The organism is Bathymodiolus heckerae thiotrophic gill symbiont, assembly GCF_900180345.1.
Classification (GTDB): domain Bacteria; phylum Pseudomonadota; class Gammaproteobacteria; order PS1; family Pseudothioglobaceae; genus Thiodubiliella.
Window position 1 is genome coordinate 23,749 of sequence record NZ_FXLV01000003.1, and the last position, 24,126, is coordinate 47,874.

A 24,126-nucleotide genomic window follows, 5' to 3' on the forward strand; every position below is an offset into this window, starting at 1 on the left:
AAATAATTACTAGAATTTATACCAAGGCTTGTTTTTTTCTTGAATCCGTTTTTCTTCTAATGCCTTTGCTTTAGCATCGGCAATGTCTTTTGCCACTTTTTCTGCTTTAGCTTTTTTTGACGCCTCTGCTTGAGCGAGTTTTATTGCTGCTATTTTAGCCTCTTCTGCTATTTTCTCTTGCAGAATGCGTTGGGCTTTTTCTTTTGCTACTCTAGCCTTTTCTTTAGCGAGTTTTATTGCTGCTATTTTGGCCTTCTCTTTTGCTACTCTAGCCTTTTCTGCTGCTATTTTGGCCTTCTCTTTAGCGAGTTTTATTGCTGCTATTTTGTCATTAATTCTTTTGTTTTCTTCTGCTTTTTCTTTGGCAGTCATTTGCGGCAGTGAATCAATGCCGTTAGTATTGATATTGACTAATTTTTCTTTTTCAAATGTTAGTGTTAAGCGGTAACTAATAACTTCACCTGAGCCAAGGGTGGAGTGGTTGATATAGTCCCATTGATTGTTATGGAATGGGTCAATTATACTCGGTGGGCCGATTAAATCCTGCACTTGGTTGCTTGACATGCCGAGTTCTAACTGGTTGATGGTAAAACGCTCCAGCACCGATCCTTGATGAATATCAGCTTTGTAAGGTGTTATTAGCAGACTTGATAGCGATAGATTTGGCGTATCGGCAATATGCTTTGAAATAACGCAGGCATTTAAAAATAGAGATAATAATACAATTAAGATTAATCGGTTCATTTTTTGGTTAAAATAATTAAAAACTAAATAAGTGATTTTACATCAAGGAAGACACAATGGACGCACAAGATTTAAAAAGTGCAGGACTTAAAGTAACCCTGCCAAGGCTTAAAATTTTAGAAATTTTAGAAACCAGTGAAAACCACCATATGAGTGCTGAGGACATTTATCGTGCACTAATTATGCAAAATGCAGAAGTGGGTGTAGCGACTATTTATCGTGTCCTGACTCAGTTTGAAGAATCAGGCATGGTTAATAAACTCAATTTTGACAATGGCCAAAGTGTGTTTGAATTGTCTAATGTTGAGCATCACGACCATCTCGTATGCGTAAAGTGTGGCAAGATTGACGAGTTTTCAGATGAAGTTATCGAGCAACATCAGCACGATGTTGCTACTAAGCACGGTTATCAATTAACTGACCACTGCCTGTATTTGTATGGACTGTGCAAAGACTGCCAATAATCTAAATTTTAAATGGAAGATTTTATTATTAGAGCTGCACTAGCAGCCATCGGCATCTCAATAATTGCAGGCTCATTAGGCTGTTTTGTTATTTGGAAGCGAATGAGTTATTTTTCAGAGTCAATTTCGCACTCTGCACTTTTGGGCGTGTCTTTAGGGTTGGTTAGCGGTTTAGGGTTGCATTTTGGTTTGTTGATAGTTGGGGCGATATTCTCTATACTTATCGTCGTTTTACAACAAAGACAATTTTTATCCAACGATGCGATTTTAGGTATTTTTTCGCACATATCTTTGTCGCTGGGTATTGTTCTTTTGGCGTTGGTGGGCGGTGCGAATACCGATTATTTTTCACTCTTATTTGGCGATATTTTGTCTATTAGCAATCAAGATATTATTTGGATTTATGCCATTCTTGTTTTGGTGAGCATTTTGCTCAGTATTTTTTGGCAACGCTTGTTATTACTCACTTTAAATGAAGAATTGGGTGTGGCAAGTGGGCTCAATAGGCTGGCGTATCAGTTATTATTTATGCTGATGATTGCACTTACGGTGTCAGTTTCAGTGCAAATTGTCGGTGTTTTGCTCATTACTTCGTTGCTTATCATTCCACCTGCTACTGCCAGAGTTTTTGCTCGTAGCCCTGCACAAATGGTGCTATTATCCATTGTGGTTTCAATGATTGCTGTGGTAATGGGACTTAGTGGCTCAATATATTATGATGTAGCTACAGGTCCTGCTATTGTCATTGCACTTGGTATTTTGTTTTTATTGTCGCAGATATTACCCAAAAGAAACATTATTTAGTGTGTAAGGTTTAGTTTTTCTGCTAGCCCAAAGTGTCATTTAATTCGCTAAGCTGGCTGGTTTGTTGTTCAACAATTAACGGCTCAATTACGGATTCTAAATCGCCTTCCATCACTTCAGCTAATTTGTAAAGGGTTAAGTTAATGCGGTGATCAGTGATGCGTCCTTGGGGGTAATTATAGGTGCGAATGCGTTGTGAGCGGTCACCGCTACCGACGAGCTCTTTGCGTGTTGAGGCTTGCTGTTGCTGTTGCTGTTGCTGTTGTGCGTCTAAGATGCGTGATGCTAATACTGATAGTGCTTGTGCTTTGTTTTTGTGTTGTGAGCGACCATCTTGGCATTCCACCACAGTGTTGGTAGGGATATGCGTTACTCGAACGGCAGAATCAGTTTTATTCACATGCTGCCCTCCAGCACCACTTGCTCGGAAAGTATCAACACGCACATCGCTCATATTGATGTTGATTTCCTCGATATTTGTGACTTCTGGCATAATGGCAACAGTGCAAGCAGAGGTGTGAACACGACCTTGTGATTCGGTTTCTGGCACGCGTTGCACACGATGTGCGCCTGATTCGAACTTGAGTTTTGAATACACATTTTCGCCACTAATTCTGGCAATAATCTCTTTAAACCCACCGTGTTCGCCAATATTGGCGCTCATTATTTCCATTTGCCATTTTTGTTTCTCAACATAGCGAGAATACATTCTGAATAAATCACCTGAGAAGATAGAAGCCTCATCACCGCCTGTACCCGCTCGAATTTCAATAATAATATTGCGTGAATCGTTCGGGTCTTTTGGCAGCAGCGCTTTCTTTAATTCTAAATCAAGTTGCTCTAGTATTCCCTTACCTTGTATGATTTCTTCTTTTGCCATAGCACGCATTTCATTGTCATCTTCAAGCAACATTGCCTCAGCATCCTCAATGTCGTGTTGCGCACTCAAATATTGCGAAAATTGTTCATTAACGGGAGTAAGTTGGGCGTGCTCAATAGAAAGTTCACGAAATTTGTTTTGGTTTGAGGCGATTTCGGGGTCGCTCAGCATTGCACCGACTTCTTCAAGTCGCATAGAGAGTTGTTCGAGCTTGGTTATGATGGAGGCATTCATAATTTTTTATTAGAGTTTGTTGGTACACAACCCTTGCACTGAGCGAGTTGCTTCATATTTACTTGTTTAATATTACCAAACGGTGTGTGCAATAATTTGTTGGTAAGCTGGTCGGCTAATTGACTAATAATCGTTGTTGCGTCGCCTCCATTGTTGAGTTTTTTAAGTGCCACTTTAACGCTTTCCTCTTTAATTTTATAGGCATTTTTTCTATAAGTTTGCACCACTTTTTCGTTAGGCAATGTTGCCACCCAGTCTGTAAATTTTGTGTTTTGACTGGTGATAATTTCTTCAGCCAGTGTTTTCTCTCTTTGTCTATTGTTAATGTTGTTATCCACCACTTGCTGTAAATCATCAATGGTGTATAAAAACACATCATCAAGTTGTGCAACTTCTGGCTCAATATCCCTAGGAACGGCAATATCGAGCATAAATATTGGCTTGTGTTTACGCAATTTGAGTGCGCTTTCAATTAGCCCCTTGCCGATAATTGGCACGCTGGCAGCGGTGGAAGAAATAATAATATCCGCCTCATGTACCACCAGTGAAAATTGCTTTAAGCTGATGGATTCTGCATTATACAAATCAGCAATTTTCTTGGCATTTTCAACAGTGCGATTGGCAACAATCATTCTATTAACGCCTTTTTGATTCAGGTGCTGGGCACATAGTTCGATCGTCTCGCCCGCACCAATTAGCATCACCGTTTGCTCAGATAAATTAGCAAAAATCTTTTCGCCGAGTTTGACTGCACAATAAGCCACCGAAACTGCTGATGAGCCGATTTCTGTATCAGTCCTGACTTTTTTAGCAGTTGAAAAAGCGTGTTGAAACAGCTTTTCTAACAATTTATTCAGTGTATTAGCCTCTTTGGCGGCGTGATAAGCATCTTTAAGTTGTCCTAAGATTTGTGGCTCACCCAGCACTAAAGAATCCAGCCCTGTTGCCACACGGCAGATGTGATTAAGTGCATCATCGCCCTCAAAATAAAGCAGATAAGGGTCTAATTCTGCAATATCCATATTGTGGGCGTTAGCCAGATATTCTCCCAGTGTTCGTTGAGCATTGCGACTCTCGACAATGGCGTATACCTCAGAGCGATTACAAGTGGAAAGAATGGCGCAGGCTTTAACCCCTTTGGTCTTGTTGAATTGTTTCAATTCATTTGACAATTTATTCGGTGTAAACGCAACTTTTTCACGCACGGCAATGGGCGCAAGTTGATGATTAACACTTAAAATTGCAATACAGGGCATTTAAAAATGGTAAAAAATTAAACGCTTGATTATACCCTAAGGGACTTGTTTGCCATTACAATAGGCGACTATGAAAATACTTATATTATTGCTACTCATCTCGTTTTTATCTGCTTGTTCGACAATGCCTGAACGACCCAAACAAGTTCTTTATTCGAGTAGCGTGCCAAAGGCATGGAAGATAGAAGGGCGCATTAGTGCGACAAATAATGAGGGAACCAAAATAGCAGGTTTTGTGCTCAATCGCCAAAATGGGCATTATCAATTAACACTAACAGAATCGTCTGGGTTTGGACAAATGCAAGTAAGACAAACTGAGCAAGGTTTGTTGGTGGATGATGAATTAACAAAATTGTCTTTACAAGAATGGATGATAAGTGAATTGGGCTGGTATTTTCCCATAAGTAAATTGGAAAATATTATCTTTAAACATGCAGAGGTAATTATGCAGGATTGGCAAGTTGAAGTTGATAAATATCATATCATTAACGGGATTATTTATCCGAAAACCATTCGCCTTCAGCGCACACACCAAACAATCAAAATCAAATTACTTTTACAAGAAATTAATCTAAAATAAGCAAATATGATAGAAGAAGATTCCTTGGTTAGCGGACAAAGTCAAGACAACGAAGATATCGTTATGACATCAGTTCGCCCTGATTCTCTGTCTGAGTATATCGGGCAAAAAGATGTTAAATCTCAAATGTCATTGTTTATTAAAGCTGCCAAAAAACGAGGCGATGCACTGGATCATTGTTTGATTTATGGCCCGCCAGGATTGGGTAAAACCACATTGGCAAATGTGATTGCCAATCAAATGGGCGCAGGGTTTAAACAAAGCTCCGGTCCTGTGTTAGAACGCTCAGGCGATTTAGCGGCAATACTTACCAAGCTTGAACCGTACGATGTTTTGTTTATTGATGAAATTCATCGCCTAAATCCTGTGGTGGAAGAAATCTTGTATCCTGCGTTAGAGGATTTTAAACTCGATATTATGGTGGGTGAAGGTGTTGCTGCGCATTCTGTGCAATTGTCGTTGCCACCATTTACCCTGATTGGTGCGACCACGCGTGCAGGTATGCTGACTTCGCCGTTAAGAGACAGGTTTGGTATTGTGCAGCGATTGCAGTTTTATGAAGTGGTAGATTTACAAAAAATTGTTAAGCGTTCTGCGGGTATTTTAGGCGTTCAAATAGAAGGTAAAGGCGCATTGGAGATTGCTAAACGCTCACGAGGTACACCTAGAATCGCCAATCGTCTATTGCGCCGAGTGCGTGATTTTGCCGATGTTAAAACCGACGGCATTGTCCATCAAGAAATTGCACAACAGGCGTTGACTGAATTAAAAGTGGATGAGTTAGGATTGGAGCAATTAGACAGGGAATATTTGTCAGTGATGACACAAAAATTTGGTGGTGGGCCGGTGGGCTTGGATACACTTTCAACAGCAATTGGTGAAGAACGAGGCACTTTGGAAGACATGGTTGAGCCGTATTTGATACAGCAAGGGTTCATTATGCGCACACCACGAGGCCGTAGTGCGACTAATTTGGCCTATGCACATTTAGGCTTAAAAAGCCCTGATTCAGCGATAGATTTATTCAATAAATAATTTTGGAGAAAAGTAATGGACAATAGTATTAGTATTTTAGGTTTAATCACACAGGCTGGTTTGGTGGTGCAATTGGTAATGTTAATTTTGGTGATAATGAGTATTTATTCTTGGACCCTTATTTTATCTAAAAAGAAAATTTTGTTGGATTCTAAGAGTGATATTAAAAGATTTTCTCAGATTTTTTCAGCCACTAAGACATTAGACGAACTAAAGTCTCAGCTGCCAGCCAAGGGTGCAATGGCAAGTATTTTTGCCACGGGTTGTGAAGAGTTTACCCACTCAAATACGGGCAATAATCAGGCAAACGCCGAGCGTGCTTATCGTCTAATGAATACGACGGTGAATGATGAAGTTGAGCGTTTAGACAGTAATTTGAGTATTTTGGCAATGATTGCTTCTTCCAGCCCATATATTGGTTTATTCGGCACGGTGTGGGGTATTATGCACTCTTTTATTGGCTTGGCATCTATCAAACAAGCCAGTATCGCAGTGGTTGCACCCGGTATTGCGGAGGCGCTTATTGCCACTGCTTTTGGTTTGTTTGCTGCTATTCCAGCAACTATTGCTTATAATCGTCTAATGTCTCAAGTGGGGGAAATTGGCAATCAATACAGTGCCTTTATTGAAAAGATGTTTGTTATTTTCCAAAGACAACGCTAAACAGCAATGATTACCCTGCCAAAATACGCAAGAGCAAAGATAGAAGCAAACATTAATATCGTGCCGTATATTGATGTGATGTTGGTGTTGTTGGTGATTTTTATGATGACCACGCCGATTATTGAGCAGGGTATTGAGGTGGATTTACCCAGTGGTAATGCAAAAGCAGTTGACTTTACTGAACAACAGCCCAGTATTATCACCATCAATAAAAATGGTGAATATTTTATCAATTCTTTGGTGGATGAAGGTGGTTCACTTGAGCGTTTGTCAGCAGGAAAAATTGCCGCACGAGTACAAGCCAGATTGCAAATTTTTCCAAAGATGAAGGTTTTTGTTAGAGGTGATAGAGAAGTTGCTTATGGTGCGGTAATTGCACTGATGGTTTTTTTACAAAAAAACGGTGTTGAGAAGGTTGGCATTGTTACCGAGTCGGCAGAATGAATATAGATTTTATCAAAAGAATTAAACTGCCTGCCATTGCGAAACGCCATCCTGTGGCTTTTTCTGTTGCAGTAGTGCTACATATTATTGTATTTTTTGGGTTGTTTTTTTCTAATGTGCAACACTGGGAAGAGGTTCAAAAAAAGCCAACGACAAAAGCCGTGCCTAAGTTTATTCCTAAAACGGTAACAATTGATTTGAACGAGATTAAGAAAGAGCAGCAACGCTTGATTGACGGTCAAAAAAAGAAACAAAAAAAACTTAAACGAGAAGAAAGACGCTTAAGAGAGTTAGAGGATAAGCGTTACCAAAAGCAAAGAAAGATTAACAAACTCAAAGCCAAGGCTAAAAAAGAAAGGCAAGCCAGAGATTTAGCCGAGAAGAAAAGAAAAACAGCTGAGGAAAAAACCAAAATTGCGGAAAAGAAAAGGAAAACAGCTGAGGAAAAAGCCAAAATTGAGGAAAAGAAAAGGCAAGAGATTGAAAAAAAACGCCTAACTGAAAGCAAAAAATTTAAAGCAGAGCAGAAAAAACGAGCATCAACCCAGCAACAACAGTTAGCGGTGGATAAAAAGAGAAAAGACGCTCAGGAAAATATTCTCAACGAACTTAAGGTAAAATATACTAACCAAATTGCTGCCAGAGTGCGTGAGAATTGGCGTTATTCAGGTGCAAAAGATGAATGGGGCTGTGTGGTGAACATCTCACAAGACAATAACGGTAATGTTAAAGATGTTAAGTTAAAATCTTGCAATGTTGATAATAAAAGTAAAGAAAAATATTTTAAAAATGCCATTATAAGGGCAGTAAGAAAGGCTTCTCCGTTGCCAAGTGCACCAGATAAAAGTGTATTTGATCATGAAATAATATTCCATTTTAAGGTAAATTAAAAGCGTGTTTGAAAAAAATGACTGAAGAACAAAAAAACCAACTAACCTTTCGTTTAACGCAAGTAATGGAGGGCTGGAAATTGACAGACCAAGACCAAATCGCCTTATTGGGATTGTCGTTAAAGCCTAGGCACTTGTATTTATACAGAAGGGGCGACAAGTCTTTTGATTTTGATGAGGTTTCAATTGAGCGGGCCAAGATGGTTTTAGGTATTCATGAATCTTTAGGCACAACTTATCCAACCAATCGTGAATATGCCGCTATTTGGCTGAAACGAGCAGTTAAAAAATTTAATCATAAAGCGCCGCTAGAGTTGATGTTAAGTGGAAATACAGGAATGAAGCGTGTTTGGCATTTCTTGGATTGCACGCAAGGTTGGAAGTAGTAGATGATGAAAAAAACCGATTTAATTGAGGTGGAAGTTCAAAATGAGGCGTTTTATACGCTTAAAGTATTGAGTAAAAATACGGATGAATTGTTTGATGAGATTGCTGATTTATCAACCAGTAATAAGGGGAAGTTCCAGCACGCACCAGTTATTTTAGAGATTGAAAACAAGCATTTTCAAGCCAACGAGTTGGCAGTATTGATAGAGATATTAACCCAAAACAATATGGTAGTGATTGGTATTCGTTCACAGGTACAGGAATTGATTGATTTTGCCAGATTTTCAGGTTTGGCAGTATTTGATAAATCAATCAGTGCCTTAAAGAACCCAGAAACAACCAAACCAAGCAAGAAAAAAGACCCTACGCCTGAGAGAGAATACCGCCTACCTAAAATTGTTGTGGGCGAGGTTGCATCGGCACAGCAGGTATTTGCCAAAGACAGTGATTTGGTGTTGTTAGGTGTAGTTAAGGTTGATGGAGAGGTTATTGCACATGGCTCTGTTTCTTCTTATAGAGAGATGCAGGGCAAGGTGTTTGCAGGCATTGATGGCGATGAAAAGGCCACGATTTTTGTCCATTCTTTTGATGCGCAGTTGGTTTCTATTGCTGGTATTTATAAGCGGTTTGATGTTGTGCCAGCCAAACTACAATTGCATTCGGTCATGATTGACTTAAAAGAGGGAAAATTAAGGTTTCAAATCATTAAATAATATGAATACACAAGATTTTTTATTAGAGTTAGGCACAGAAGAGTTGCCACCTAAGTTATTAAAACAACTCTCAAATGACCTAAGTAGTAATTTGACTAAGCAATTTTCTGAGTTAAATTTATCTTTTAGTGAGGTGGAGGCTTTTGCCACCCCAAGGCGTTTGGCAGTTTTGGTGTATGATTTACAATGCCAGCAAGATGACCAAGTTATTGAACGCAAAGGTCCAGCAGTGAATGCGCCTGAGCAGGCGGTGGCAGGGTTTGCAAAATCTTGCGGTGTGGAGGCAAGCGCCTTGGAGAAAAAAGCGCTTGGCAAAATAGATTATTTCTTTTTTAGTCAAGATAAAAAAGGCTTAAAAACGCAAGATTTATTGGCAGAAGTGGTTGATACTGCAATTAAAAAAATACCAATTACCCGAGCAATGCGTTGGAGCGATTTGGATTTTAACTTTGTGCGTCCCGTGCATTGGCTAATTATGATGCTTGGTAGTGATGTCGTAGAGGCGAACATTATGGGGCTTGCTAGTGGTAATACTACCCGAGGATTGCGTTTTACAGGTGCACAAGAATTCAGCATTAATCATGCCAAGGATTACCAAAAAACTTTACTTGATAAGGCGCAAATTGAAGTGGATTTTGAAGTGCGCAAACAAATCATTCGCCAGCAAGTTATGCAAGAAGCCAGTAAGAAAGGCGCAACTGCCGTTATTGACGAATCTTTATTAGACGAAGTGTGCGCCTTGGTTGAATATCCTTGTGCGTTCTCTGGCGTGTTCGATAAAAGATTTTTACAAGTACCAGAAGAAGCATTGATTTCAGCAATGAAATCACACCAAAAATATTTTCATATGGTGGACGATAATGCTAAATTATTACCTGCTTTTATCTCGGTTGCGAATATTAAATCCAGTGATTTATCCGTGATTATTGATGGTAACGAGCGAGTGATTCGCCCTCGATTAACCGATTCTGAGTTTTTTTGGGAGCAAGATAAAGCCACTTCTTTAGTATCCAGACTTGCAAAATTAGACAGCGTTTTATTTATGAAATCACTCGGTTCAATGGGCAACAAAGCCAAACGCATTGAATTACTTGCCACTTATATTGCAGGTGTTATTGGCGCAAATAAAACGCATAGTGCTCGTGCAGGGCTGCTGGCAAAAACAGATTTAATCACCGATATGGTAGGCGAGTTTGCTGATTTACAAGGGGTAATGGGTGGTTATTACGCCAAAAATGATGGCGAAGATTTGGCAGTTTCCACTGCAATTAGCGAGCATTATCACCCCAGATTTGCAGGTGACACATTGCCTTCTACAAAAGAGGGCTTGTGTGTTGCTATTGCTGATAAATTAGACACAATTACTGGTATTTATGGCATTGGACAAGGTCCAACAGGCTCAAAAGACCCTTACGCTCTAAGAAGAATGGCGCTGGGGTTATTAAGAATGATGGTGGAGGGCGAACTTAAACTTGATTTAAAAACCCTAATTAAGCACTCGCTTGAATTACACAGTTCTGAGGTTAATATCGACAGTGCAGATGATATTTATAAATTTATGATGGATCGTTTGCGTGCTTATTATAAGGAGAAAAAAGTTAGTGGCAAAGCCTTTGAGGCGGTATTAGCAGTGCGTCCTGAGTCGCCTTATGATTTCCATCTTCGTGTTGAGGCGCTTAACAACTTTACTCAAGACAAGGCGTCAGAGAGTTTGATTGAGGCAAATAAACGCATTGCCAATATTTTAAAAGACCAGAGCAATCTTTCTGTTGAAGTTGATAGCTCAATATTACTTGAAGATGCCGAAAAGGCACTATATAAAGCTACCGATGCGATAGCAAAACGCCTAACTTCATCAACGGATTACACTGGCAATATGCACGAGTTGATTGCACTCAAAGATACGATTGATACTTTTTTTAACGAAGTTATGGTTAATACAGATGATAGCCACTTAAAGCAAGCGCGCTTGAATCTTATTAACTGGGTGCGTTCATTATTTTTATCAGTAGCTGATGTGTCGTATCTAAGTTCGTGAAAGCCTTAATCCAGCGTGTTTCCAATGCTAAAGTTGAAATTGAGGGAAAAATAACAAGTGAAATTAATCAAGGGATTTTGGTTTTTTTAGGCATTGAAAAGGCAGACGAAAAACCTCAAGTTGATAAAATGATTAAAAAATTATTGGCTTACCGGGTGTTTTACGACAGTCAAGAAAAAATGAATTTATCACTTACTGATATTAATGGCGGGATGCTTTTGGTGTCTCAATTTACACTGGCAGCTGATACTAAATCAGGCACTCGTGCTGGTTTTTCAAGCGCCAAATCGCCCGCACCTGCCAAAGATTTATACGATTATTTTTTAACTCAAATCAAGCAAGTGCATTCGCCAATTGCCAGCGGTATTTTTGGCGCTGATATGCAGGTGTCATTGACTAACGATGGTCCCGTTACTTTTTTACTGGAGTGTTAAGCCAAATGTTAGATTTTATTAACAGTTTACTTGTTGAATACGAGGAGTTGCTAGTAACAGTGGGTATTGTTTCGGCTGTTATTTTTGTTATCAGCCTGGTGTTAATGCCTTGGTTGTTAAGCAAAATTCCTGTTGATTATTTTATGCAAAGTAATCAACACAAGGCTGAAATTAAAGGTTTTGGTAGTTTACTGATTGCCATTATTAAAACAGGTATTGGACTGGTGCTATTATTGGCGGGTATTATTATGTTGGTTACCCCAGGTCAAGGCATTATTTCAATTTTGTTGGGTTTATTTTTAATGGAGTTTCCAGGTAAGCGTAAGCTAGAAATTAAATTTATTAATCACGACCCAACTTTTAAAACACTTAATTGGTTACGCTCTAAAACCAACCACTCTCCCTTTAATCGATAGGATTCTTATGATAAAAATGTATGGTATTAAAAACTGTGACAGCATTAAAAAGGCACAGAAATTTTTAACAGCACGGGGTGTTGATTTTGAATTTATTGATTTTCGTCAAACCCCAATTAGCGAGCAAACTTTGCAAAGCTTCGCTGATGGTGTGGGCTGGGATAAATTAATTAATAAGCGCTCAACGACTTATCGAAATCTGAGTGATGACGAAAAACAAAACATCTCGTTAGCGTTGATATTAAAAAATCCAACGCTTATCAAACGCCCTGTTTTAGTAACAGAGAATGGTATTAAAATCGGGTTTAATGAAAAACTTTATCAGGATTTGATTTAGTCACCTGCTTTTTTTTTGGCAACTTCTTCACGCACTTTGTTCATGTCTAATGTTTGTGCTTTTTTGATAACTGCCTCTAAATCAGCACCTGACATTGCTCCAGGTTGAGAGAAAATAGCAATCTGCTCTCTGAAAATCATCAAGGTTGGGATTGAGCGAATTTGAAAATTACCTGCTAATTCCTGCTCGTCTTCCGTGTTAATTTTTGCAAAAATGACCTTATCAAACTTTTCAGAAACTTCGTCGTAAGTAGGTGCAAACTGCTTACAAGGACCGCACCACGGCGCCCAAAAATCCAAGATAACAATGTCATTTTTTTGAATTGTGTTGTCAAAATTATCTTTGTTGAGTTCTAATACTGCCATGATTTTCTCTGATAAATAAAAAGTTATATTATATCTTAGACTTTTGTTTGCGCTAAGCAATAATATCCAATTCATCGTTTGTTATTATGGGATATTGACCCAAGACTAAAGTCGCATTATAATGAAAGCATATGAACACAATAGAACGATAATGACTACAACCATGACACTTCGCCTTGATGACGAAACCAATAATCGCCTTGTCAATTTAGCAGAAGCTACTGAGCGTTCAAAGGCATATTTGGCAACACAGGCACTTAAATATTTTTTAGAAAGCAATGAATGGCAGGTGCAGGCTGTTGTTGCGGCTGACAAGTCCAGCCTAAATCAATTTGTTGACAATGACACTGCTATGGCATGGATGGAAGCTTGGGGAACAAGTCTTGAACATAAAATTCCCTTGTGAAAGTTGTTTGGTTTGCCTATGTTATGCTGGATTTAAAATTGGTAAAAGATTGTATTGCTCAAGACAATTCGAAGGCTGTTCAACAAATGGTAGAAAGCATTAAAAAAAGTGTTTTTTTATTGAGCCAACAACCAAGCAGTGGAAGATTGGGAAGAGTGCCAAATACAAGAGAGTTGATTGCGCATAAAACTCCATTTATCCTGCCTTATCGAGTTCGTGATAATCAAATTGAAATTTTGCGTGTGTTGCACACTTCAAGGCAACGGCCAAAAGATATTCTTTGAGTTTATGAAAATTTTAGGAATTGACCCCGGTTCAAGAGTAACAGGCTTTGGTTTGATTGAGGCCGAAAAACTCAAATTTACTTATCTTGCCAGTGGTTGCATTCGCACCAAAGGTGAATTGACTGAGCGAATTACCACAATTTTTGAAGGCATTAGTCAAATCGTTGAGCAATATCAGCCCGATGTTGTGGTTATTGAGCGTGCATTTATGCGACCTGATCGTCCCAATCCAGACGCTGCTATTAAACTAGGGCATGCACGAGGTGCGATTATTGCGGCAGTTGGCTCTCGTGGAATTGTCATGGTGGAATACAGCCCCAATCAGATTAAAAAAGTGATTGTTGGCAAGGGGCACGCTGCAAAAGATCAAGTAAGTTATATGGTGTGCGAATCCTTAAAACTTAATAAAGCACCGCAAGAAGATGCAACAGATGCGCTGGCGGGCGCTATCTGCCATGCTTATCATTGTCTTTAACTAAAATAGACCTTAATATTGCCAAAGGCGGGTAATACTTTTATAACTTTAGTGAGTTTGTTTAAAATGTCATTATGGCTTATATCCGCAGACAAACAACTGAGTGGCAGGTAAAAGTCTACATGAATTTTTCCGTCTAAATAGTGTAATTGAATGCGTTCAATTTCTCCATCACATTGATTATTAAACAAAGTTTTGTTTAGAATGCCTAGAGCCTCAGCACGCTCAGGCAAGTGCTCGCAAGGTGCCACTGTTTCGTCATCTTCAGGGTCAATATGCACAGTAACATCAGACAACTCTTCTAAGCATTCTTTTGCTGCTCGTTCGACACTGACGCTAATAATATGTCCCTCGCTGACACTCAGAAACGGGTCAACTTGCACATGCACATCGGCTGAAATAGCACTGCCGATTTTACGAGTGCGTAGTGAATGCACATTATTAACCCCGCTAATCATCCCAATTGCTTGTTTGAGCTGTTCAACTTGTTCTGCGTTAATGGAAGTATCAACCAACTCTTTGGTCGCATTCACCCCTAATTCCCAAGCAATATAAACAACCATTAAGCCAACCACAATGGCGGCAACCCCATCTAAGTATGGATAGCCATTAATACTACCCAAGACCCCCACAAACACGACAACAGAGGACAACGCATCTGAACGATGATGCCAAGCGTTGGCTTTAAGCATATCCGATTTATAAGTTTTGGCAACTTTGAGTGTGTACCAATACAAAACCTCTTTAGAGAAAATAGACAACACAGCAACACTTAAAAGTAGCGTACTGTGTGTGATCACACTTGGGTTATTTAAGCGTTCAAAAGCATCAAAAATAACCCCAACACCAACAATCGCCAGAATAATCGCTAATCCCAGCGTGGCAACGGTTTCAAAGCGTTTATGCCCGTAAGGATGCTCCTCATCGGCCTCTTCGGCAGCGTGTTTGACGGCATACAGCACTATGCCATCGGAAAGCAAATCTGAGAATGAGTGAATGCCGTCGGCAATCAGCGCACCGGAGTTGCCCAATACACCTGCAATCACTTTAAGGATGGCGAGCAATAAATCAACAATCGCACCAATGAAGGTAACTTTTTGACTGGCTTTTGTTTTATTGTGTGAATTCAAAGCGCTAAAAATTATTAATAATGACTTTCTTATTTTATGTTATTTATTCACAAACAAGCGTGTTATTAATCAAGTGGCGATAAAGATTTGTTTTTGGCTAACTTGTTGCGCTATATGACTGTAAATAATCGTGGATCTGGCGTATTTGTGACCGAGTAGTTTTTGTAGTGTTTTTATGTCAACTTGATTTTGCAATAAATGTAGCGCATAAGAATATCTAAAGGTTTGTGCTGTGACTTTAAAATCAATATTGATTTTTTTGGCAGCGGCGATGATGTTGTAATTTAGGGTATTACTGATAATAGGAAATCTGGTTAATTGACCTTCTGCACTATTACACAACTGTTTCATCGGGAACAAATAAAGCGCATCAGTATTATTTTTTTGGAAAAATTTACTCTTAGAATCTTTGTTATATTGTTCGCTAACAAATGACATTTGATTGCGAATTTCGTCGGTGATTTTCAAAGGTATTGACAATACTCTAGCGTACTTGTGATTGGATACACTCAATCGATTGTTGGTTAAATCAATATCGCCTAATTTCAAGTTCAACACTTCGTTAGAGCGCAAACCACAACCGTATAAAAGGTAGACAATCAGTTGATAAGAGTCTTTTAAGTGATAAGCAATAGCACTAATCTGTTTTTTGGACAGTGTTTGGGGTAAATGATTGTTGTGTTTCAGCCTTAGTGCTGAGTTTAAATTGTTATTTATAGGTACATTGAGTATTTTATTGTATAAAAAAATAATCGCATTTAACGCCTGATTGTAAGCTGATGTTTTGACTTGTTTAACAATTAAATCGGTTAAAAAATCTTGAATATCTTGCGTGGTAAATAGTGATAATGCTTTATTGTGATATTTTAAAAAACGAACAATCCAAGATTGGTAAGCGTTGACTGTTGTTACGCTGTAATGATTGTCATTCAATGATTGGATTATTTCTTGCCTACTAATGCATCTCATTTAATAAAAGTCTTTGCGTAATTATCTGCAAGGAGGGCTACGCGCTGGATGGTTAGTAAAATGATAACCTTCTGATGATGTTGAATGCCTTTATCGGTAACAGCGTTGCAAATACACATAGTTATAAATATAAATGATAATGATTATCATTATATATAAAGATAAATCTGGTGTCAATCTCAAATGTAGCGAAAAGTCTTTATAAACCTGATGATAGCGCGATATTTTTGTGCTATTTTTTGTCCAAATTTTGTGATATTTCACAAGAAACATAAACAATGGTTATTGTTGTTGACAATACAAATGATAATCAGTATCATTTGCATACAAGAACTTAGGAACAAAAAAGTCTTATTGAGTTAATAAAACATTTAACAGGAGAAATGAAAATGAAAATAAAGAAAGGTTACTTACTAATTAGTCGAAAAGAATTAAAAGATTATTTGGATTTTTTCTCAAAATTGGCTAATTGAGTATTATAAATAACAACGCCAATGCCAGATTTTTAAAAAACCTCCTTATTTTTTTTGAACTCATCAACGGTATAGTTGTTATTTTCTTTGTCCAGTAAAGAGCTTGTCGCTCACTACGCTGGATTCCATGAAAAAAGGGATATAAATTGCCGGTTTAAAGGAAAACTCTCTCATAAAAAAACTAATTTAGGCTGGCAATCTATATATCTTTTACAATTTGAGACCTTTGCATAAATATGCAAAGGTCTCTATAAATAAAAAAGGCGGAATAATGAAAAATAAACTCATCGATATACAAACTACACCTAGCGTTAATCAAGCGCATATTAAACCACCAGCTAAGAACAAAAAGCCAAGCACTGGCTGCAATAAATGTCGTGGCTGTCATGCTAAGTAATGATGTTAGATTTTTGGCATAACTATAAAGTGCGTTATCTGCGCAGGCACAATACGCTTGATTTTGATTCAATGAGGGGGTTCAGTGTTCCCAGTCGAATTATTAAAGAGGTTTTGCTGAGTGAAGTTGCCAACGAAATTGGACGGTTAAGAAATGGTAATAAATAAAATCAATCTAAAAAGCGGTATGCGTTCGTGTGAAATTGATACAATTAACTGTATTGCAAAATATCTTTGGGGGTTTGATGACTCTTTGTTAGTCGAAAGGGAACTAGATTTAGATGAAATACAATTATTATATTTGTATTTTAATTATTGATTTAATAAGAGACCTTTGCATAAATAGGGATGATTAGCAAAATTCAATTTTTGCCAGATTGGTGATTTTATTAAACCTTGTCCTAGCAGGGCTAAGGCTGGGTTTAAAAAATCGCCAAGCGGGTGAAAAGTGGATTTTTGATGATTATTCATATTTATGCAAAGGTCTCAATAAGTGTAATAAAGGTTTTTAGGCGGTATTTGTAAAGTTGAGTTATGTGATATATCACAATATTAGTATATTATGATAATGTTTATTATTAATGCAAATGATAACTGGTATCATTTGTATAACTAAAAAATTACTTGTTTATTCTTAACAGAATGACGCCGTGAATTTTAGGAAGGTGTAGGAAGTATCAAAAGTAAAGTGGTCGTATTTTGCGGCATTTTTTAAATAGTAAAGGAATAATATGAAAAGGAATAAAATTGTAACATTAGGTACGCTAATTGTAGGCACAACAACTGTATTTGCAGGCACTGAAATGGACGCCTTAAAAGATCGTATTACTGAACTTGAAAATAGTGCGACTAAGGTTGAAATTAGTGGTGCAATTAGTGTGAATTACGCCAAAGGCAATCAAACTGATAAAGAGATTTATGTCGATGGAGTGGAAATAGGCATTGCGACCAGTATTGCCGATGGGTTTAATGCAAACATTGTATTTTTAGCGGAAGTTGATGATGATGCGGACAATGAGCTGAAAAACCCTGTTATTGATGAAATTACCATTGGTGGCAGCATCAACAGTGTTGACTTTTCTATAGGTAAGCAAAGCGCACCGTTTGGCGCATATGAAAGTATGATGATTTCTAATGCCACAGAAGGTATGGGTGATACTGGTACGAAAAGTTTAATACTTTCAACGGAAGTTGGCGGGATAACACTTTCAGCATGGAGCGGTAGTAGTAAGAATCGTGGTTTCTCTATTGGCTATGAAGGCGAGCACTTTGCTGTTGGCGTTGACACCATTCGTGATGCTGGCGGAGATGCTCAAAAACAGTCAGATATTGTGAATAATAAGGGCACGGCTATTCATGGGCAATTTTCAATAAATAATGTTACTTTGATTGCCGAAAAGGTTGCAGTTAAGACCCCTAGTGCGAATAAGGCACATGTAACTTCAGTAGAAGCGCAGTATACAATGAGTGATTTTACAGTTGCGTTGAGAAAAGACAGCACTGACGACGCTACTAATGCTGATGCAACTTTGTTTGCCGTTGGTTATGAGTTTACCGAAGGCTTGGGTTTAACAATAGAAAACTTCAACCCAAAAGCGGCAGGCAAAGATACTGTAATGACCGCTAATTTAGCTTACGAATTTTAATTGATTAATATTAGGAGAAATAACATGAGAACACAAAAAAGAATTATAGTTTCATCAGTGCTTACAATAGTAATGGTGGCATCTACTGCTCAAGCATTTTTGGGCGCTAAGAATGGAGTATTAACTACTTATGCAGATATTGCTACCGCTAATTATACGGATGCATTAAACGATGCTAAAACTTTACAAGTAGCATTAAAAGGCTTTACCAACAATCCCACAGCCGCAACCATGGCCAACGCAAAAGCGACTTGGCTAAATGCGCGTGAATCTTATGGACAAATAGAGGTATTTAGATTGTCAAATGGTCCGATTGATGCAGAAGAAGGCTGGCATACGGCTTATGGCGCACCAGAAGGGCAGCTTAATGCATGGCCGTTGGATGAAAATATGATTGACTACACGACTGATACTAAAGGTAAGAGAACTTCTGGCAATATCATTGATGCAAAAGGCTCGTTTACCCCAAGTGGCAATAAATCTGTAACAGTAAATGTGAGTAATATTACCCCTGATGCACTTGCAGCGTTGAATGAAAATGGTGGTGATGCGAATGTGGCAACGGGCTATCATGCGATTGAGTTTTTGCTTTGGGGTCAAGACCAAGATTATGCCAACTTTATGAAAGATGGTGTTACCAATGGTGCATTGACTGCTGGCCAAAGACCCGTAGCTGATTACACAACAGCTAAAAACGCCAATCGTCGTAAGCAATATCTAAATGCAGCATCTGCACTTATCGTTTCAGATCTTGAAGCGATGACTGCCGCATGGGCTGATGGAGACGATAGCAACTACAAAGCGGCGTTATTAGGTAATAATGCAGACAGCGCTAAAAATATCGATGAGAAAACAGCGCTGTCTCAAATCTTTGCAGGCATGGGCGTGTTTATTAAATCAGAATTAGCGAATGAGCGCATTGCTGTTGCTGTATTAACACCAAGTGAAGAAGACGAGCACAGTTGTTTTTCTGACAACACTCACCGTGATATTACGCAAAATTATCAGGGTTTTAAAAACATTTTATTTGGCACTTACAACGGTGTTGATTACGGCGTAGCACCGATTGATGCACTAAAAGATAAGTCTAAGTTAATGGCATTGATTAAATCTGCGGATGCTAAAGTGAATCAAATGAATGCTTTGGCACGAACCTCTCGTCATTTTGATTACCAAATTCGTCCTAATGATTCTCAGGCCAAGCAAATTAAAAAGCTTAAAAATGAGTTAAGAGCGATTGGCGACCAAATGATTAATGTGGCTAAAGCAAACGGTGTTAATTTGAGTATTGGCGATGTGACGGATGGTGAAGAGACTCAACTTTAATAGAGCCTTATTGTTGGCATTAATCCTTGGCATTGTTTTGATGCCAAGGGTTTTTGCCGTCTCAATCAAGGCGTTTAATGAAGATAGGTTTATTTTGGGTAAAAGTTTTTTTGAAAAACCTTGGGTGGCTTTTCCTGCATCCACTACAGCGCGTGACGGATTGGGCCCTTTGTTTAATCAGAATGCTTGTGTAAATTGTCATCCAAAAGGAGGTAGGAGTAATAAATTTGTCGTTAAATTAGACAATCCTAATACTATTTACGGGGGGCAGATTAGCACACAATCTGCTGGCAATGTGCCTGCGGAGGCAAAGGTGGCAATTGATTATCAAATGTACACAGCACATTATGCAAATGGCGATAAAGTGGTATTAAAAAAGCCAGTGGTCAAGCTTAGTAATCTAGGTTATGGTAAAGTTGATAGCACTCTCTCGGTGCGTATTTCCCCTTCTTTGCATGGCTTGGGCTTGTTGGCAAGTATTCCCAATAAGCCTGTAAAGCGTTTTAATTTAAGTGCCAGCGAGCCATCTATTTTAGCGCAAGCAGCAAACGCTGCCCATAATGATATGGGTTTGAGTAACCCACTTTATCCGCAGGAAAATTGCACCAATAAGCAGGAAAAATGCAACAACGCCCCCAAAAGTAACTCGTTGGATTTACCACAACATCGCTTAAAGGCAATTGCTTATTTTGTTAAAAGCTTGGACAAGGTGAGTGCAGTTAAGCCGATTAAACTGTTTGCTAAAATCGGTTGTAGTCGTTGTCATACACCGAGTTATGTCTTAGAAAAACGCACTATTTATCCTTATAGTGATTTATTGGTACATAATTTAGGCGAAGGTGATTTTCGCACTGCACCGCTTTGGAGCAGCAAAAAAGCACCTAATTTTTGGCATGACGGGCGTGCCAGCACTGTTGAAGAGGCGATTTTATGGCATGGTGGCGAAGCGCAATCGGCTAAGGAAAGTTTTGTCAATTTAAGCAAAAAAGACAGAGTACAATTCATAAGATTTATTGAGAATATGTAATTATGAAAAAAGTAATCATACTAACCGCTTTACTGTTCACTTTCTGCGCCAATGCAGTAGATAAAGTCTTTTTTGAGCAAGTCATCATTGACAATGTTGAGCGCTCGATTGTTAGTATTAAGCAAATAAACGCCAGTATCAAACAAGGACAAAGCAAAAAAAGTCAAGCATTGTTTGCTCAATTAGTCAGGCATTGGAAAAAAGTAGAAGCCACTTATATGTTGGGTGATTTAAATGAGGATTTTTTAGACACACCACGATATATTGATATTTTTCATGGCAATAATGAAGACATTAAAGCCCAATTAGATTTGATTATTAGCACTAGTGATGATTTGTCTTACGCACTTTATAAACACTCGCACAAAACCATTAACGCACTTGAATATTTGTTATTTACGCAAGATTTGTCTAATGCCAGAGTAAGTGCGATGGCTTTGATAATGGCAAAGTCTATTGAGCGTTATTTACAAGAGATTAAGTCCGCCTATCAAGCACATCAGGCTAAATTCGTGCAAGATGAGCAGTTTGCCAGTGCTATTTTGTTAAATACTTTGGTGAGCAGTGCTTATGCTTTAAAAGAATGGCGCATTGGCGATGTGGTTGGTTTGAGCAAAAAATACAAAGACCATGCAGATGCTCAGCGCGCAGAATATGCTATAAGTCAAAATAGCACAGTGGCAATTTTGTCTATTCTGCAAGCGCATAAACAGGCGATTGATGCTCCTAACTATAAAGATTTTGGCGATGTTGCTAGAAAATTTGGTGCCAGCAAAGAAATTAATAAAACCACCGACTATCTTAATCAAGCCATCGCACAAGTTGAAAAAATGCAAGAGCAAGATTTGCTTAATGCTAAAGGAAAATCCCTATATCAATCAACTGATCGGTTAATGAATTCTTATTACTTATCGCTTATGAACAAACTGGGCTTTATTTCAAAAGTACTTGATGCTGATGGCGATTAACCCACTTGAGTATTTAATCGACCCGCATAGGCGTATCTATTGGGTGTTTTTATTCAGTTCGGTGGTTATTGCGGCAGTTTTTTTATGGTTTAATCCTAAAAAGCGCAGGCTTAATCTCTCAAAAAAACTATGGCTGCATCCCAGTGCTTTGTTGGATTATGGATATTTTATCTTCATCTCTGTTTTTAAAGTTTTGGTTATTTTGCCTGTGTTGATTGGTGCAAAAGAAGTGGCATTATGGGTGAATGATTTTTTATTAACGCAATATGGTTTTGTTCGGATAGAGGGATTTTCTTACAGCCAAGTAATGGTATCTTTTACCCTGATTTTGTTTGTTTTAAGTGATTTGAGCCGTTATTGGCTACACCGTTTTTTACATACCGTGCCTTGGTTGTGGGCGTTTCACAAGGTGCATCACAGCGCTAAAGTTTTAACACCACTGACTTTTTATCGGGTGCATCCCATCGAGTCTTTGTTGTTTGGTTTGCGTTATTCGTTTGTTATCGGGCTAGTGAGCGGTGTGTTTATTTATGGCTTTGGTGCAATGATTGGTATCGTTGATATTTTAGGGGTAAACGCTTTGGCTTTTGTTTTTTCATTCGTAGGTTCTAACCTTCGACATTCTCATATCGGCATTAGTTTTGGTGCCATTATTGAGCACTTTTTAATCTCTCCAAAGCAGCATCAAATTCATCATTCGAAGCAACATATTAATGTTAATTTTGGCGGATTTTTGGCAATCTGGGATTGGTTTTTTAATTCCTTAGTACTATCTAGGGATGTTAATAGGGTAAAATTTGGCATTAAGTACAGTGAAATGAAGTACTTTAGTCGTTTTCATCAGCTTATTTTTTCTCCTTTCTTTCTATTATTCAAATCAAAATGAAGTTATTATCCTTATTTTTTATTCTAATGTTAAGTGCCTGTGGCACAGAATCCAACCTCAATACGCAAAAACAAGCACTCGGTCAACAGCTGTTTTTTGATCCAATTTTGTCTAACAATCGCACCCAGTCTTGCAGTACTTGCCACAATCCCAGTTTAGGCTTTATTGATAATCGTGATAATGGTGTTGGTGGCGCTGCCTCTCTTGGCGATGATGGTAAAAGTTTAGGTGATAGAAACACCCCAAGTGCAGCATATGCTATGCTTAGCCCTGACTTTCATTTTAATAAAAAAAACCAACAATGGATAGGCGGGCAATTTCTCGACGGGCGTGAACAAGATCTAAAAGGACAAGCAGGTGGTCCGCCACTTAACCCCGGTGAAATGAATTTGCCAAACAAACAAACTTTGATTAATCGTTTTAAGAATCATCCTGCTTATAACACGCAATTTAAAGATATTTATGGCGATGATGTTTTTAACGATGCCGACAAAGCGTATACAGCAATGGCACAAAGTATTGCCGAATTTGAAAAAACCAAAATTTTTGCCCCATTTGACTCAAAATATGACCGTTATTTGGCGGGCAAATACGAGCTCACAGATTTAGAAGATTTAGGACGCTCTTTATTTTTCTCAAGTAGTAACATCAATTGTGCCACTTGCCATCAACTAAAAAAATTCGATAATGCCACAGGTGAAACATTTAGCAATTATGAATACCACAATATCGGCGTGCCAATTAACACCGCATTACGCACTAAAAACGGCGTAAAGACGATAGATGAAGGCTTGCTCAACAACCCCAAAGTAAACGACATAAAGCAAAAAGGAAAATTCAGGACTCCGAGTCTTAGAAATGTCGCCATCACCGCTCCTTATATGCACAATGGCGTGTTTAAAGATCTAACAACTGTGATTATGTTTTATGACAAATACATTAATAAAAACCGCACTACTAATCCTGAAACTAATCTGCCTTGGGCAGCAGCAGAAGTGCCTGAAACGATAAATTTTAATGACCTTGAAAAAGGCATAAAACTTTCAGATAAAAAAGTAAATGCTTTAGTGGCTTTTCTAAAAACTTTAACAGATAAGCGTTATGAGCATTTTCTGAAAAGCAATTAACACCTGAATTGATAAGATGATTGAGAGTAGGTTACTTTTTTCATAATTTTCTCTCATTTTTTTTGCACTTTATCTTGTCTTTTTGAAGTTTTTTAGTGACTGCATTGGTTTATATGGAGAATAGGAATTGATATTTTAGTTGCTTTTATTGGATTTTTTTTGTTAGGCTTTTATTTAAATATAGTTAGTGCTATCATTATTACTTGAATTCGCACATTAAGTGCAATTTCTCCTAAGCCGTTAATAAATCAACAGCCTTTCCTAAAAATAACTCAACTGGTTGTTTCCCACCTCGTGTTTTTCGAGGTCTTGTATTGAGTCGCTTCATG

The 24,126-nt window shown here is 38.3% G+C and carries 31 protein-coding genes; 24 read left to right on the forward strand and 7 right to left on the reverse strand.

Translation table 11 applies throughout. The features are described from left to right. Positions 1 to 9: 9 nt before the first annotated feature. Positions 10 to 744 carry an outer membrane protein assembly factor BamE gene (locus CRYPD_RS00820; protein ID WP_138145674.1) on the reverse strand — a complete coding sequence of 245 codons (735 nt, stop codon included), beginning with the start codon at positions 742 to 744 and terminating at the stop codon, positions 10 to 12. Between the two features lie 56 nt (positions 745 to 800). Between CRYPD_RS00820 and fur the strand changes: the two genes are divergently transcribed. Together fur and CRYPD_RS00830 are read left to right on the forward strand one after the other, a co-directional pair. Further along, positions 801 to 1,208 carry a ferric iron uptake transcriptional regulator gene (fur, locus tag CRYPD_RS00825; RefSeq protein WP_138145675.1) on the forward strand — a complete coding sequence of 136 codons (408 nt, stop codon included), beginning with the start codon at positions 801 to 803 and terminating at the stop codon, positions 1,206 to 1,208. 12 nt (positions 1,209 to 1,220) lie between these two features. After that, complete coding sequence (locus CRYPD_RS00830) at positions 1,221 to 2,012, forward strand: metal ABC transporter permease (protein ID WP_138145676.1); 792 nt, start codon at positions 1,221 to 1,223, stop codon at positions 2,010 to 2,012. A gap of 22 nt (positions 2,013 to 2,034) precedes the next feature. Here CRYPD_RS00830 and prfA read toward each other — a convergent pair whose 3' ends face one another. Next, on the reverse strand, positions 2,035 to 3,126 hold the full coding sequence (gene prfA / locus CRYPD_RS00835; protein WP_138145677.1) for a peptide chain release factor 1: 1,092 nt from the start codon (positions 3,124 to 3,126) through the stop codon (positions 2,035 to 2,037). Further along, positions 3,123 to 4,382: a glutamyl-tRNA reductase gene (gene hemA, locus CRYPD_RS00840; protein WP_138145678.1), complete on the reverse strand. Its 1,260-nt coding sequence runs from the start codon at positions 4,380 to 4,382 to the stop codon at positions 3,123 to 3,125. The genes prfA and hemA overlap by 4 nt, the downstream gene beginning before the upstream one ends. Before the next feature lie 70 nt (positions 4,383 to 4,452). On the opposite strand from hemA, the gene CRYPD_RS00845 reads away from it, so the two are divergent. From CRYPD_RS00845 to CRYPD_RS00895, 11 genes are read left to right on the forward strand one after another with little or no spacing between them, the layout of a single operon-like run. Beyond that, complete coding sequence (locus CRYPD_RS00845; protein ID WP_138145679.1) at positions 4,453 to 4,962, forward strand: lipoprotein insertase outer membrane protein LolB; 510 nt, start codon at positions 4,453 to 4,455, stop codon at positions 4,960 to 4,962. Between the two features lie 6 nt (positions 4,963 to 4,968). Further along, positions 4,969 to 5,997, forward strand: a complete 1,029-nt coding sequence (ruvB, locus tag CRYPD_RS00850; RefSeq protein WP_138145680.1) for a Holliday junction branch migration DNA helicase RuvB — start codon at positions 4,969 to 4,971, stop codon at positions 5,995 to 5,997. Positions 5,998 to 6,012: 15 nt separating this feature from the next. Further along, positions 6,013 to 6,660, forward strand: a complete 648-nt coding sequence (gene tolQ, locus CRYPD_RS00855; RefSeq protein ID WP_138145681.1) for a protein TolQ — start codon at positions 6,013 to 6,015, stop codon at positions 6,658 to 6,660. A gap of 6 nt (positions 6,661 to 6,666) precedes the next feature. Beyond that, a complete protein-coding gene (tolR, locus tag CRYPD_RS00860; RefSeq protein WP_138145682.1) occupies positions 6,667 to 7,104 on the forward strand; it encodes a protein TolR in 438 nt (145 codons plus the stop codon). Next, complete coding sequence (gene tolA, locus CRYPD_RS00865) at positions 7,101 to 7,994, forward strand: cell envelope integrity protein TolA (RefSeq protein WP_138145683.1); 894 nt, start codon at positions 7,101 to 7,103, stop codon at positions 7,992 to 7,994. The genes tolR and tolA overlap by 4 nt, the downstream gene beginning before the upstream one ends. Positions 7,995 to 8,011: 17 nt before the next feature. Further along, entirely contained in the window at positions 8,012 to 8,380 is a 369-nt protein-coding gene (locus tag CRYPD_RS00870; RefSeq protein ID WP_138145684.1) for an antitoxin Xre/MbcA/ParS toxin-binding domain-containing protein, read from the forward strand. A 6-nt stretch (positions 8,381 to 8,386) separates the two neighbouring features. Beyond that, positions 8,387 to 9,094 (forward strand): septum site-determining protein MinC, encoded by a 708-nt coding sequence (gene minC, locus CRYPD_RS00875; protein WP_171004261.1) that lies wholly within the window; start codon positions 8,387 to 8,389, stop codon positions 9,092 to 9,094. 1 nt (position 9,095) lies between these two features. Next, a complete protein-coding gene (gene glyS / locus CRYPD_RS00880) occupies positions 9,096 to 11,132 on the forward strand; it encodes a glycine--tRNA ligase subunit beta (protein WP_138145686.1) in 2,037 nt (678 codons plus the stop codon). Beyond that, a complete protein-coding gene (gene dtd / locus CRYPD_RS00885) occupies positions 11,129 to 11,566 on the forward strand; it encodes a D-aminoacyl-tRNA deacylase (RefSeq protein WP_138145687.1) in 438 nt (145 codons plus the stop codon). Before glyS ends, dtd begins: the two co-directional genes overlap by 4 nt. 5 nt (positions 11,567 to 11,571) lie before the next feature. Continuing rightward, positions 11,572 to 11,982, forward strand: a complete 411-nt coding sequence (locus CRYPD_RS00890; RefSeq protein WP_138145688.1) for a PGPGW domain-containing protein — start codon at positions 11,572 to 11,574, stop codon at positions 11,980 to 11,982. A 7-nt stretch (positions 11,983 to 11,989) separates the two neighbouring features. Further along, positions 11,990 to 12,319 (forward strand): Spx/MgsR family RNA polymerase-binding regulatory protein, encoded by a 330-nt coding sequence (locus CRYPD_RS00895; protein ID WP_138145689.1) that lies wholly within the window; start codon positions 11,990 to 11,992, stop codon positions 12,317 to 12,319. Here CRYPD_RS00895 and trxA read toward each other — a convergent pair. Further along, positions 12,316 to 12,684, reverse strand: a complete 369-nt coding sequence (gene trxA, locus CRYPD_RS00900) for a thioredoxin (RefSeq protein WP_138145690.1) — start codon at positions 12,682 to 12,684, stop codon at positions 12,316 to 12,318. The two genes, CRYPD_RS00895 and trxA, sit on opposite strands and share 4 nt — an antisense overlap. A gap of 121 nt (positions 12,685 to 12,805) precedes the next feature. Here trxA and CRYPD_RS00905 point away from each other — a divergent pair, with 121 nt between their 5' ends. Genes CRYPD_RS00905 through ruvC form a run of 3 tightly spaced genes read left to right on the forward strand, consistent with a single transcriptional unit; the run spans position 12,806 to position 13,849 of the window. Next, positions 12,806 to 13,090: a CopG family ribbon-helix-helix protein gene (locus CRYPD_RS00905; protein WP_244610220.1), complete on the forward strand. Its 285-nt coding sequence runs from the start codon at positions 12,806 to 12,808 to the stop codon at positions 13,088 to 13,090. Continuing rightward, positions 13,087 to 13,374 (forward strand): type II toxin-antitoxin system RelE/ParE family toxin, encoded by a 288-nt coding sequence (locus CRYPD_RS00910; RefSeq protein WP_244610221.1) that lies wholly within the window; start codon positions 13,087 to 13,089, stop codon positions 13,372 to 13,374. The genes CRYPD_RS00905 and CRYPD_RS00910 overlap by 4 nt, the downstream gene beginning before the upstream one ends. A 4-nt stretch (positions 13,375 to 13,378) precedes the next feature. Beyond that, complete coding sequence (gene ruvC / locus CRYPD_RS00915) at positions 13,379 to 13,849, forward strand: crossover junction endodeoxyribonuclease RuvC (protein ID WP_138145691.1); 471 nt, start codon at positions 13,379 to 13,381, stop codon at positions 13,847 to 13,849. Here ruvC and CRYPD_RS00920 read toward each other — a convergent pair. Continuing rightward, positions 13,846 to 14,979: a cation diffusion facilitator family transporter gene (locus CRYPD_RS00920; protein ID WP_138145692.1), complete on the reverse strand. Its 1,134-nt coding sequence runs from the start codon at positions 14,977 to 14,979 to the stop codon at positions 13,846 to 13,848. The genes ruvC and CRYPD_RS00920 overlap by 4 nt on opposite strands. A gap of 69 nt (positions 14,980 to 15,048) precedes the next feature. Continuing rightward, positions 15,049 to 15,948 (reverse strand): tyrosine-type recombinase/integrase, encoded by a 900-nt coding sequence (locus tag CRYPD_RS00925; protein ID WP_138145693.1) that lies wholly within the window; start codon positions 15,946 to 15,948, stop codon positions 15,049 to 15,051. 744 nt (positions 15,949 to 16,692) lie between these two features. Between CRYPD_RS00925 and CRYPD_RS08335 the strand changes: the two genes are divergently transcribed. Next, entirely contained in the window at positions 16,693 to 16,818 is a 126-nt protein-coding gene (locus tag CRYPD_RS08335) for a hypothetical protein (protein ID WP_280178647.1), read from the forward strand. Beyond that, on the forward strand, positions 16,818 to 16,985 hold the full coding sequence (locus tag CRYPD_RS07800) for a hypothetical protein (protein WP_212743989.1): 168 nt from the start codon (positions 16,818 to 16,820) through the stop codon (positions 16,983 to 16,985). Before CRYPD_RS08335 ends, CRYPD_RS07800 begins: the two co-directional genes overlap by 1 nt. A gap of 144 nt (positions 16,986 to 17,129) precedes the next feature. Here CRYPD_RS07800 and CRYPD_RS07805 read toward each other — a convergent pair whose 3' ends face one another. Further along, positions 17,130 to 17,288 carry a hypothetical protein gene (locus CRYPD_RS07805; protein WP_171004263.1) on the reverse strand — a complete coding sequence of 53 codons (159 nt, stop codon included), beginning with the start codon at positions 17,286 to 17,288 and terminating at the stop codon, positions 17,130 to 17,132. A gap of 260 nt (positions 17,289 to 17,548) precedes the next feature. Here CRYPD_RS07805 and CRYPD_RS00930 point away from each other — a divergent pair, with 260 nt between their 5' ends. From CRYPD_RS00930 to CRYPD_RS00955, 6 genes are read left to right on the forward strand one after another with little or no spacing between them, the layout of a single operon-like run. Continuing rightward, on the forward strand, positions 17,549 to 18,463 hold the full coding sequence (locus tag CRYPD_RS00930; RefSeq protein WP_138145694.1) for a hypothetical protein: 915 nt from the start codon (positions 17,549 to 17,551) through the stop codon (positions 18,461 to 18,463). A gap of 24 nt (positions 18,464 to 18,487) precedes the next feature. Next, positions 18,488 to 19,789, forward strand: coding sequence for an imelysin family protein (locus CRYPD_RS00935; RefSeq protein WP_138145695.1), 1,302 nt, complete (start codon positions 18,488 to 18,490; stop codon positions 19,787 to 19,789). Then, positions 19,770 to 20,816 carry a di-heme oxidoredictase family protein gene (locus CRYPD_RS00940; RefSeq protein WP_244610222.1) on the forward strand — a complete coding sequence of 349 codons (1,047 nt, stop codon included), beginning with the start codon at positions 19,770 to 19,772 and terminating at the stop codon, positions 20,814 to 20,816. The genes CRYPD_RS00935 and CRYPD_RS00940 overlap by 20 nt, the downstream gene beginning before the upstream one ends. Before the next feature lie 2 nt (positions 20,817 to 20,818). Continuing rightward, positions 20,819 to 21,784, forward strand: coding sequence for an imelysin family protein (locus CRYPD_RS00945; RefSeq protein ID WP_138145697.1), 966 nt, complete (start codon positions 20,819 to 20,821; stop codon positions 21,782 to 21,784). Continuing rightward, positions 21,774 to 22,670 (forward strand): sterol desaturase family protein, encoded by an 897-nt coding sequence (locus CRYPD_RS00950; protein ID WP_244610223.1) that lies wholly within the window; start codon positions 21,774 to 21,776, stop codon positions 22,668 to 22,670. The genes CRYPD_RS00945 and CRYPD_RS00950 overlap by 11 nt, the downstream gene beginning before the upstream one ends. Beyond that, positions 22,667 to 23,797: a cytochrome-c peroxidase gene (locus tag CRYPD_RS00955; RefSeq protein ID WP_138145699.1), complete on the forward strand. Its 1,131-nt coding sequence runs from the start codon at positions 22,667 to 22,669 to the stop codon at positions 23,795 to 23,797. The genes CRYPD_RS00950 and CRYPD_RS00955 overlap by 4 nt, the downstream gene beginning before the upstream one ends. Positions 23,798 to 24,126: the final 329 nt, after the last annotated feature.

Bases quoted from the DNA above. Each gene is read 5' to 3' on its own strand.
- minC (WP_171004261.1), top strand. From the start codon at position 8,387: ATGAAAAAAACCGATTTAATTGAGGTGGAAGTTCAAAATGAGGCGTTT.
- CRYPD_RS00870 (WP_138145684.1), top strand. From the start codon at position 8,012: ATGACTGAAGAACAAAAAAACCAACTAACCTTTCGTTTAACGCAAGTA.
- prfA (WP_138145677.1), bottom strand. From the start codon at position 3,126: ATGAATGCCTCCATCATAACCAAGCTCGAACAACTCTCTATGCGACTT.
- CRYPD_RS00890 (WP_138145688.1), top strand. From the start codon at position 11,572: ATGTTAGATTTTATTAACAGTTTACTTGTTGAATACGAGGAGTTGCTA.
- CRYPD_RS07800 (WP_212743989.1), top strand. From the start codon at position 16,818: ATGATGTTAGATTTTTGGCATAACTATAAAGTGCGTTATCTGCGCAGG.
- CRYPD_RS08335 (WP_280178647.1), top strand. From the start codon at position 16,693: ATGAAAAATAAACTCATCGATATACAAACTACACCTAGCGTTAATCAA.
- CRYPD_RS00945 (WP_138145697.1), top strand. From the start codon at position 20,819: ATGAAAAAAGTAATCATACTAACCGCTTTACTGTTCACTTTCTGCGCC.
- trxA (WP_138145690.1), bottom strand. From the start codon at position 12,684: ATGGCAGTATTAGAACTCAACAAAGATAATTTTGACAACACAATTCAA.
- tolQ (WP_138145681.1), top strand. From the start codon at position 6,013: ATGGACAATAGTATTAGTATTTTAGGTTTAATCACACAGGCTGGTTTG.
- CRYPD_RS00950 (WP_244610223.1), top strand. From the start codon at position 21,774: ATGGCGATTAACCCACTTGAGTATTTAATCGACCCGCATAGGCGTATC.
- CRYPD_RS00925 (WP_138145693.1), bottom strand. From the start codon at position 15,948: ATGAGATGCATTAGTAGGCAAGAAATAATCCAATCATTGAATGACAAT.
- CRYPD_RS00845 (WP_138145679.1), top strand. From the start codon at position 4,453: ATGAAAATACTTATATTATTGCTACTCATCTCGTTTTTATCTGCTTGT.
- glyS (WP_138145686.1), top strand. From the start codon at position 9,096: ATGAATACACAAGATTTTTTATTAGAGTTAGGCACAGAAGAGTTGCCA.
- ruvB (WP_138145680.1), top strand. From the start codon at position 4,969: ATGATAGAAGAAGATTCCTTGGTTAGCGGACAAAGTCAAGACAACGAA.
- hemA (WP_138145678.1), bottom strand. From the start codon at position 4,382: ATGCCCTGTATTGCAATTTTAAGTGTTAATCATCAACTTGCGCCCATT.
- CRYPD_RS00930 (WP_138145694.1), top strand. From the start codon at position 17,549: ATGAAAAGGAATAAAATTGTAACATTAGGTACGCTAATTGTAGGCACA.
- CRYPD_RS00935 (WP_138145695.1), top strand. From the start codon at position 18,488: ATGAGAACACAAAAAAGAATTATAGTTTCATCAGTGCTTACAATAGTA.
- CRYPD_RS07805 (WP_171004263.1), bottom strand. From the start codon at position 17,288: ATGAATAATCATCAAAAATCCACTTTTCACCCGCTTGGCGATTTTTTA.
- CRYPD_RS00830 (WP_138145676.1), top strand. From the start codon at position 1,221: ATGGAAGATTTTATTATTAGAGCTGCACTAGCAGCCATCGGCATCTCA.
- tolA (WP_138145683.1), top strand. From the start codon at position 7,101: ATGAATATAGATTTTATCAAAAGAATTAAACTGCCTGCCATTGCGAAA.
- ruvC (WP_138145691.1), top strand. From the start codon at position 13,379: ATGAAAATTTTAGGAATTGACCCCGGTTCAAGAGTAACAGGCTTTGGT.
- fur (WP_138145675.1), top strand. From the start codon at position 801: ATGGACGCACAAGATTTAAAAAGTGCAGGACTTAAAGTAACCCTGCCA.
- CRYPD_RS00955 (WP_138145699.1), top strand. From the start codon at position 22,667: ATGAAGTTATTATCCTTATTTTTTATTCTAATGTTAAGTGCCTGTGGC.
- CRYPD_RS00895 (WP_138145689.1), top strand. From the start codon at position 11,990: ATGATAAAAATGTATGGTATTAAAAACTGTGACAGCATTAAAAAGGCA.
- tolR (WP_138145682.1), top strand. From the start codon at position 6,667: ATGATTACCCTGCCAAAATACGCAAGAGCAAAGATAGAAGCAAACATT.
- CRYPD_RS00820 (WP_138145674.1), bottom strand. From the start codon at position 744: ATGAACCGATTAATCTTAATTGTATTATTATCTCTATTTTTAAATGCC.
- CRYPD_RS00905 (WP_244610220.1), top strand. From the start codon at position 12,806: ATGAAAGCATATGAACACAATAGAACGATAATGACTACAACCATGACA.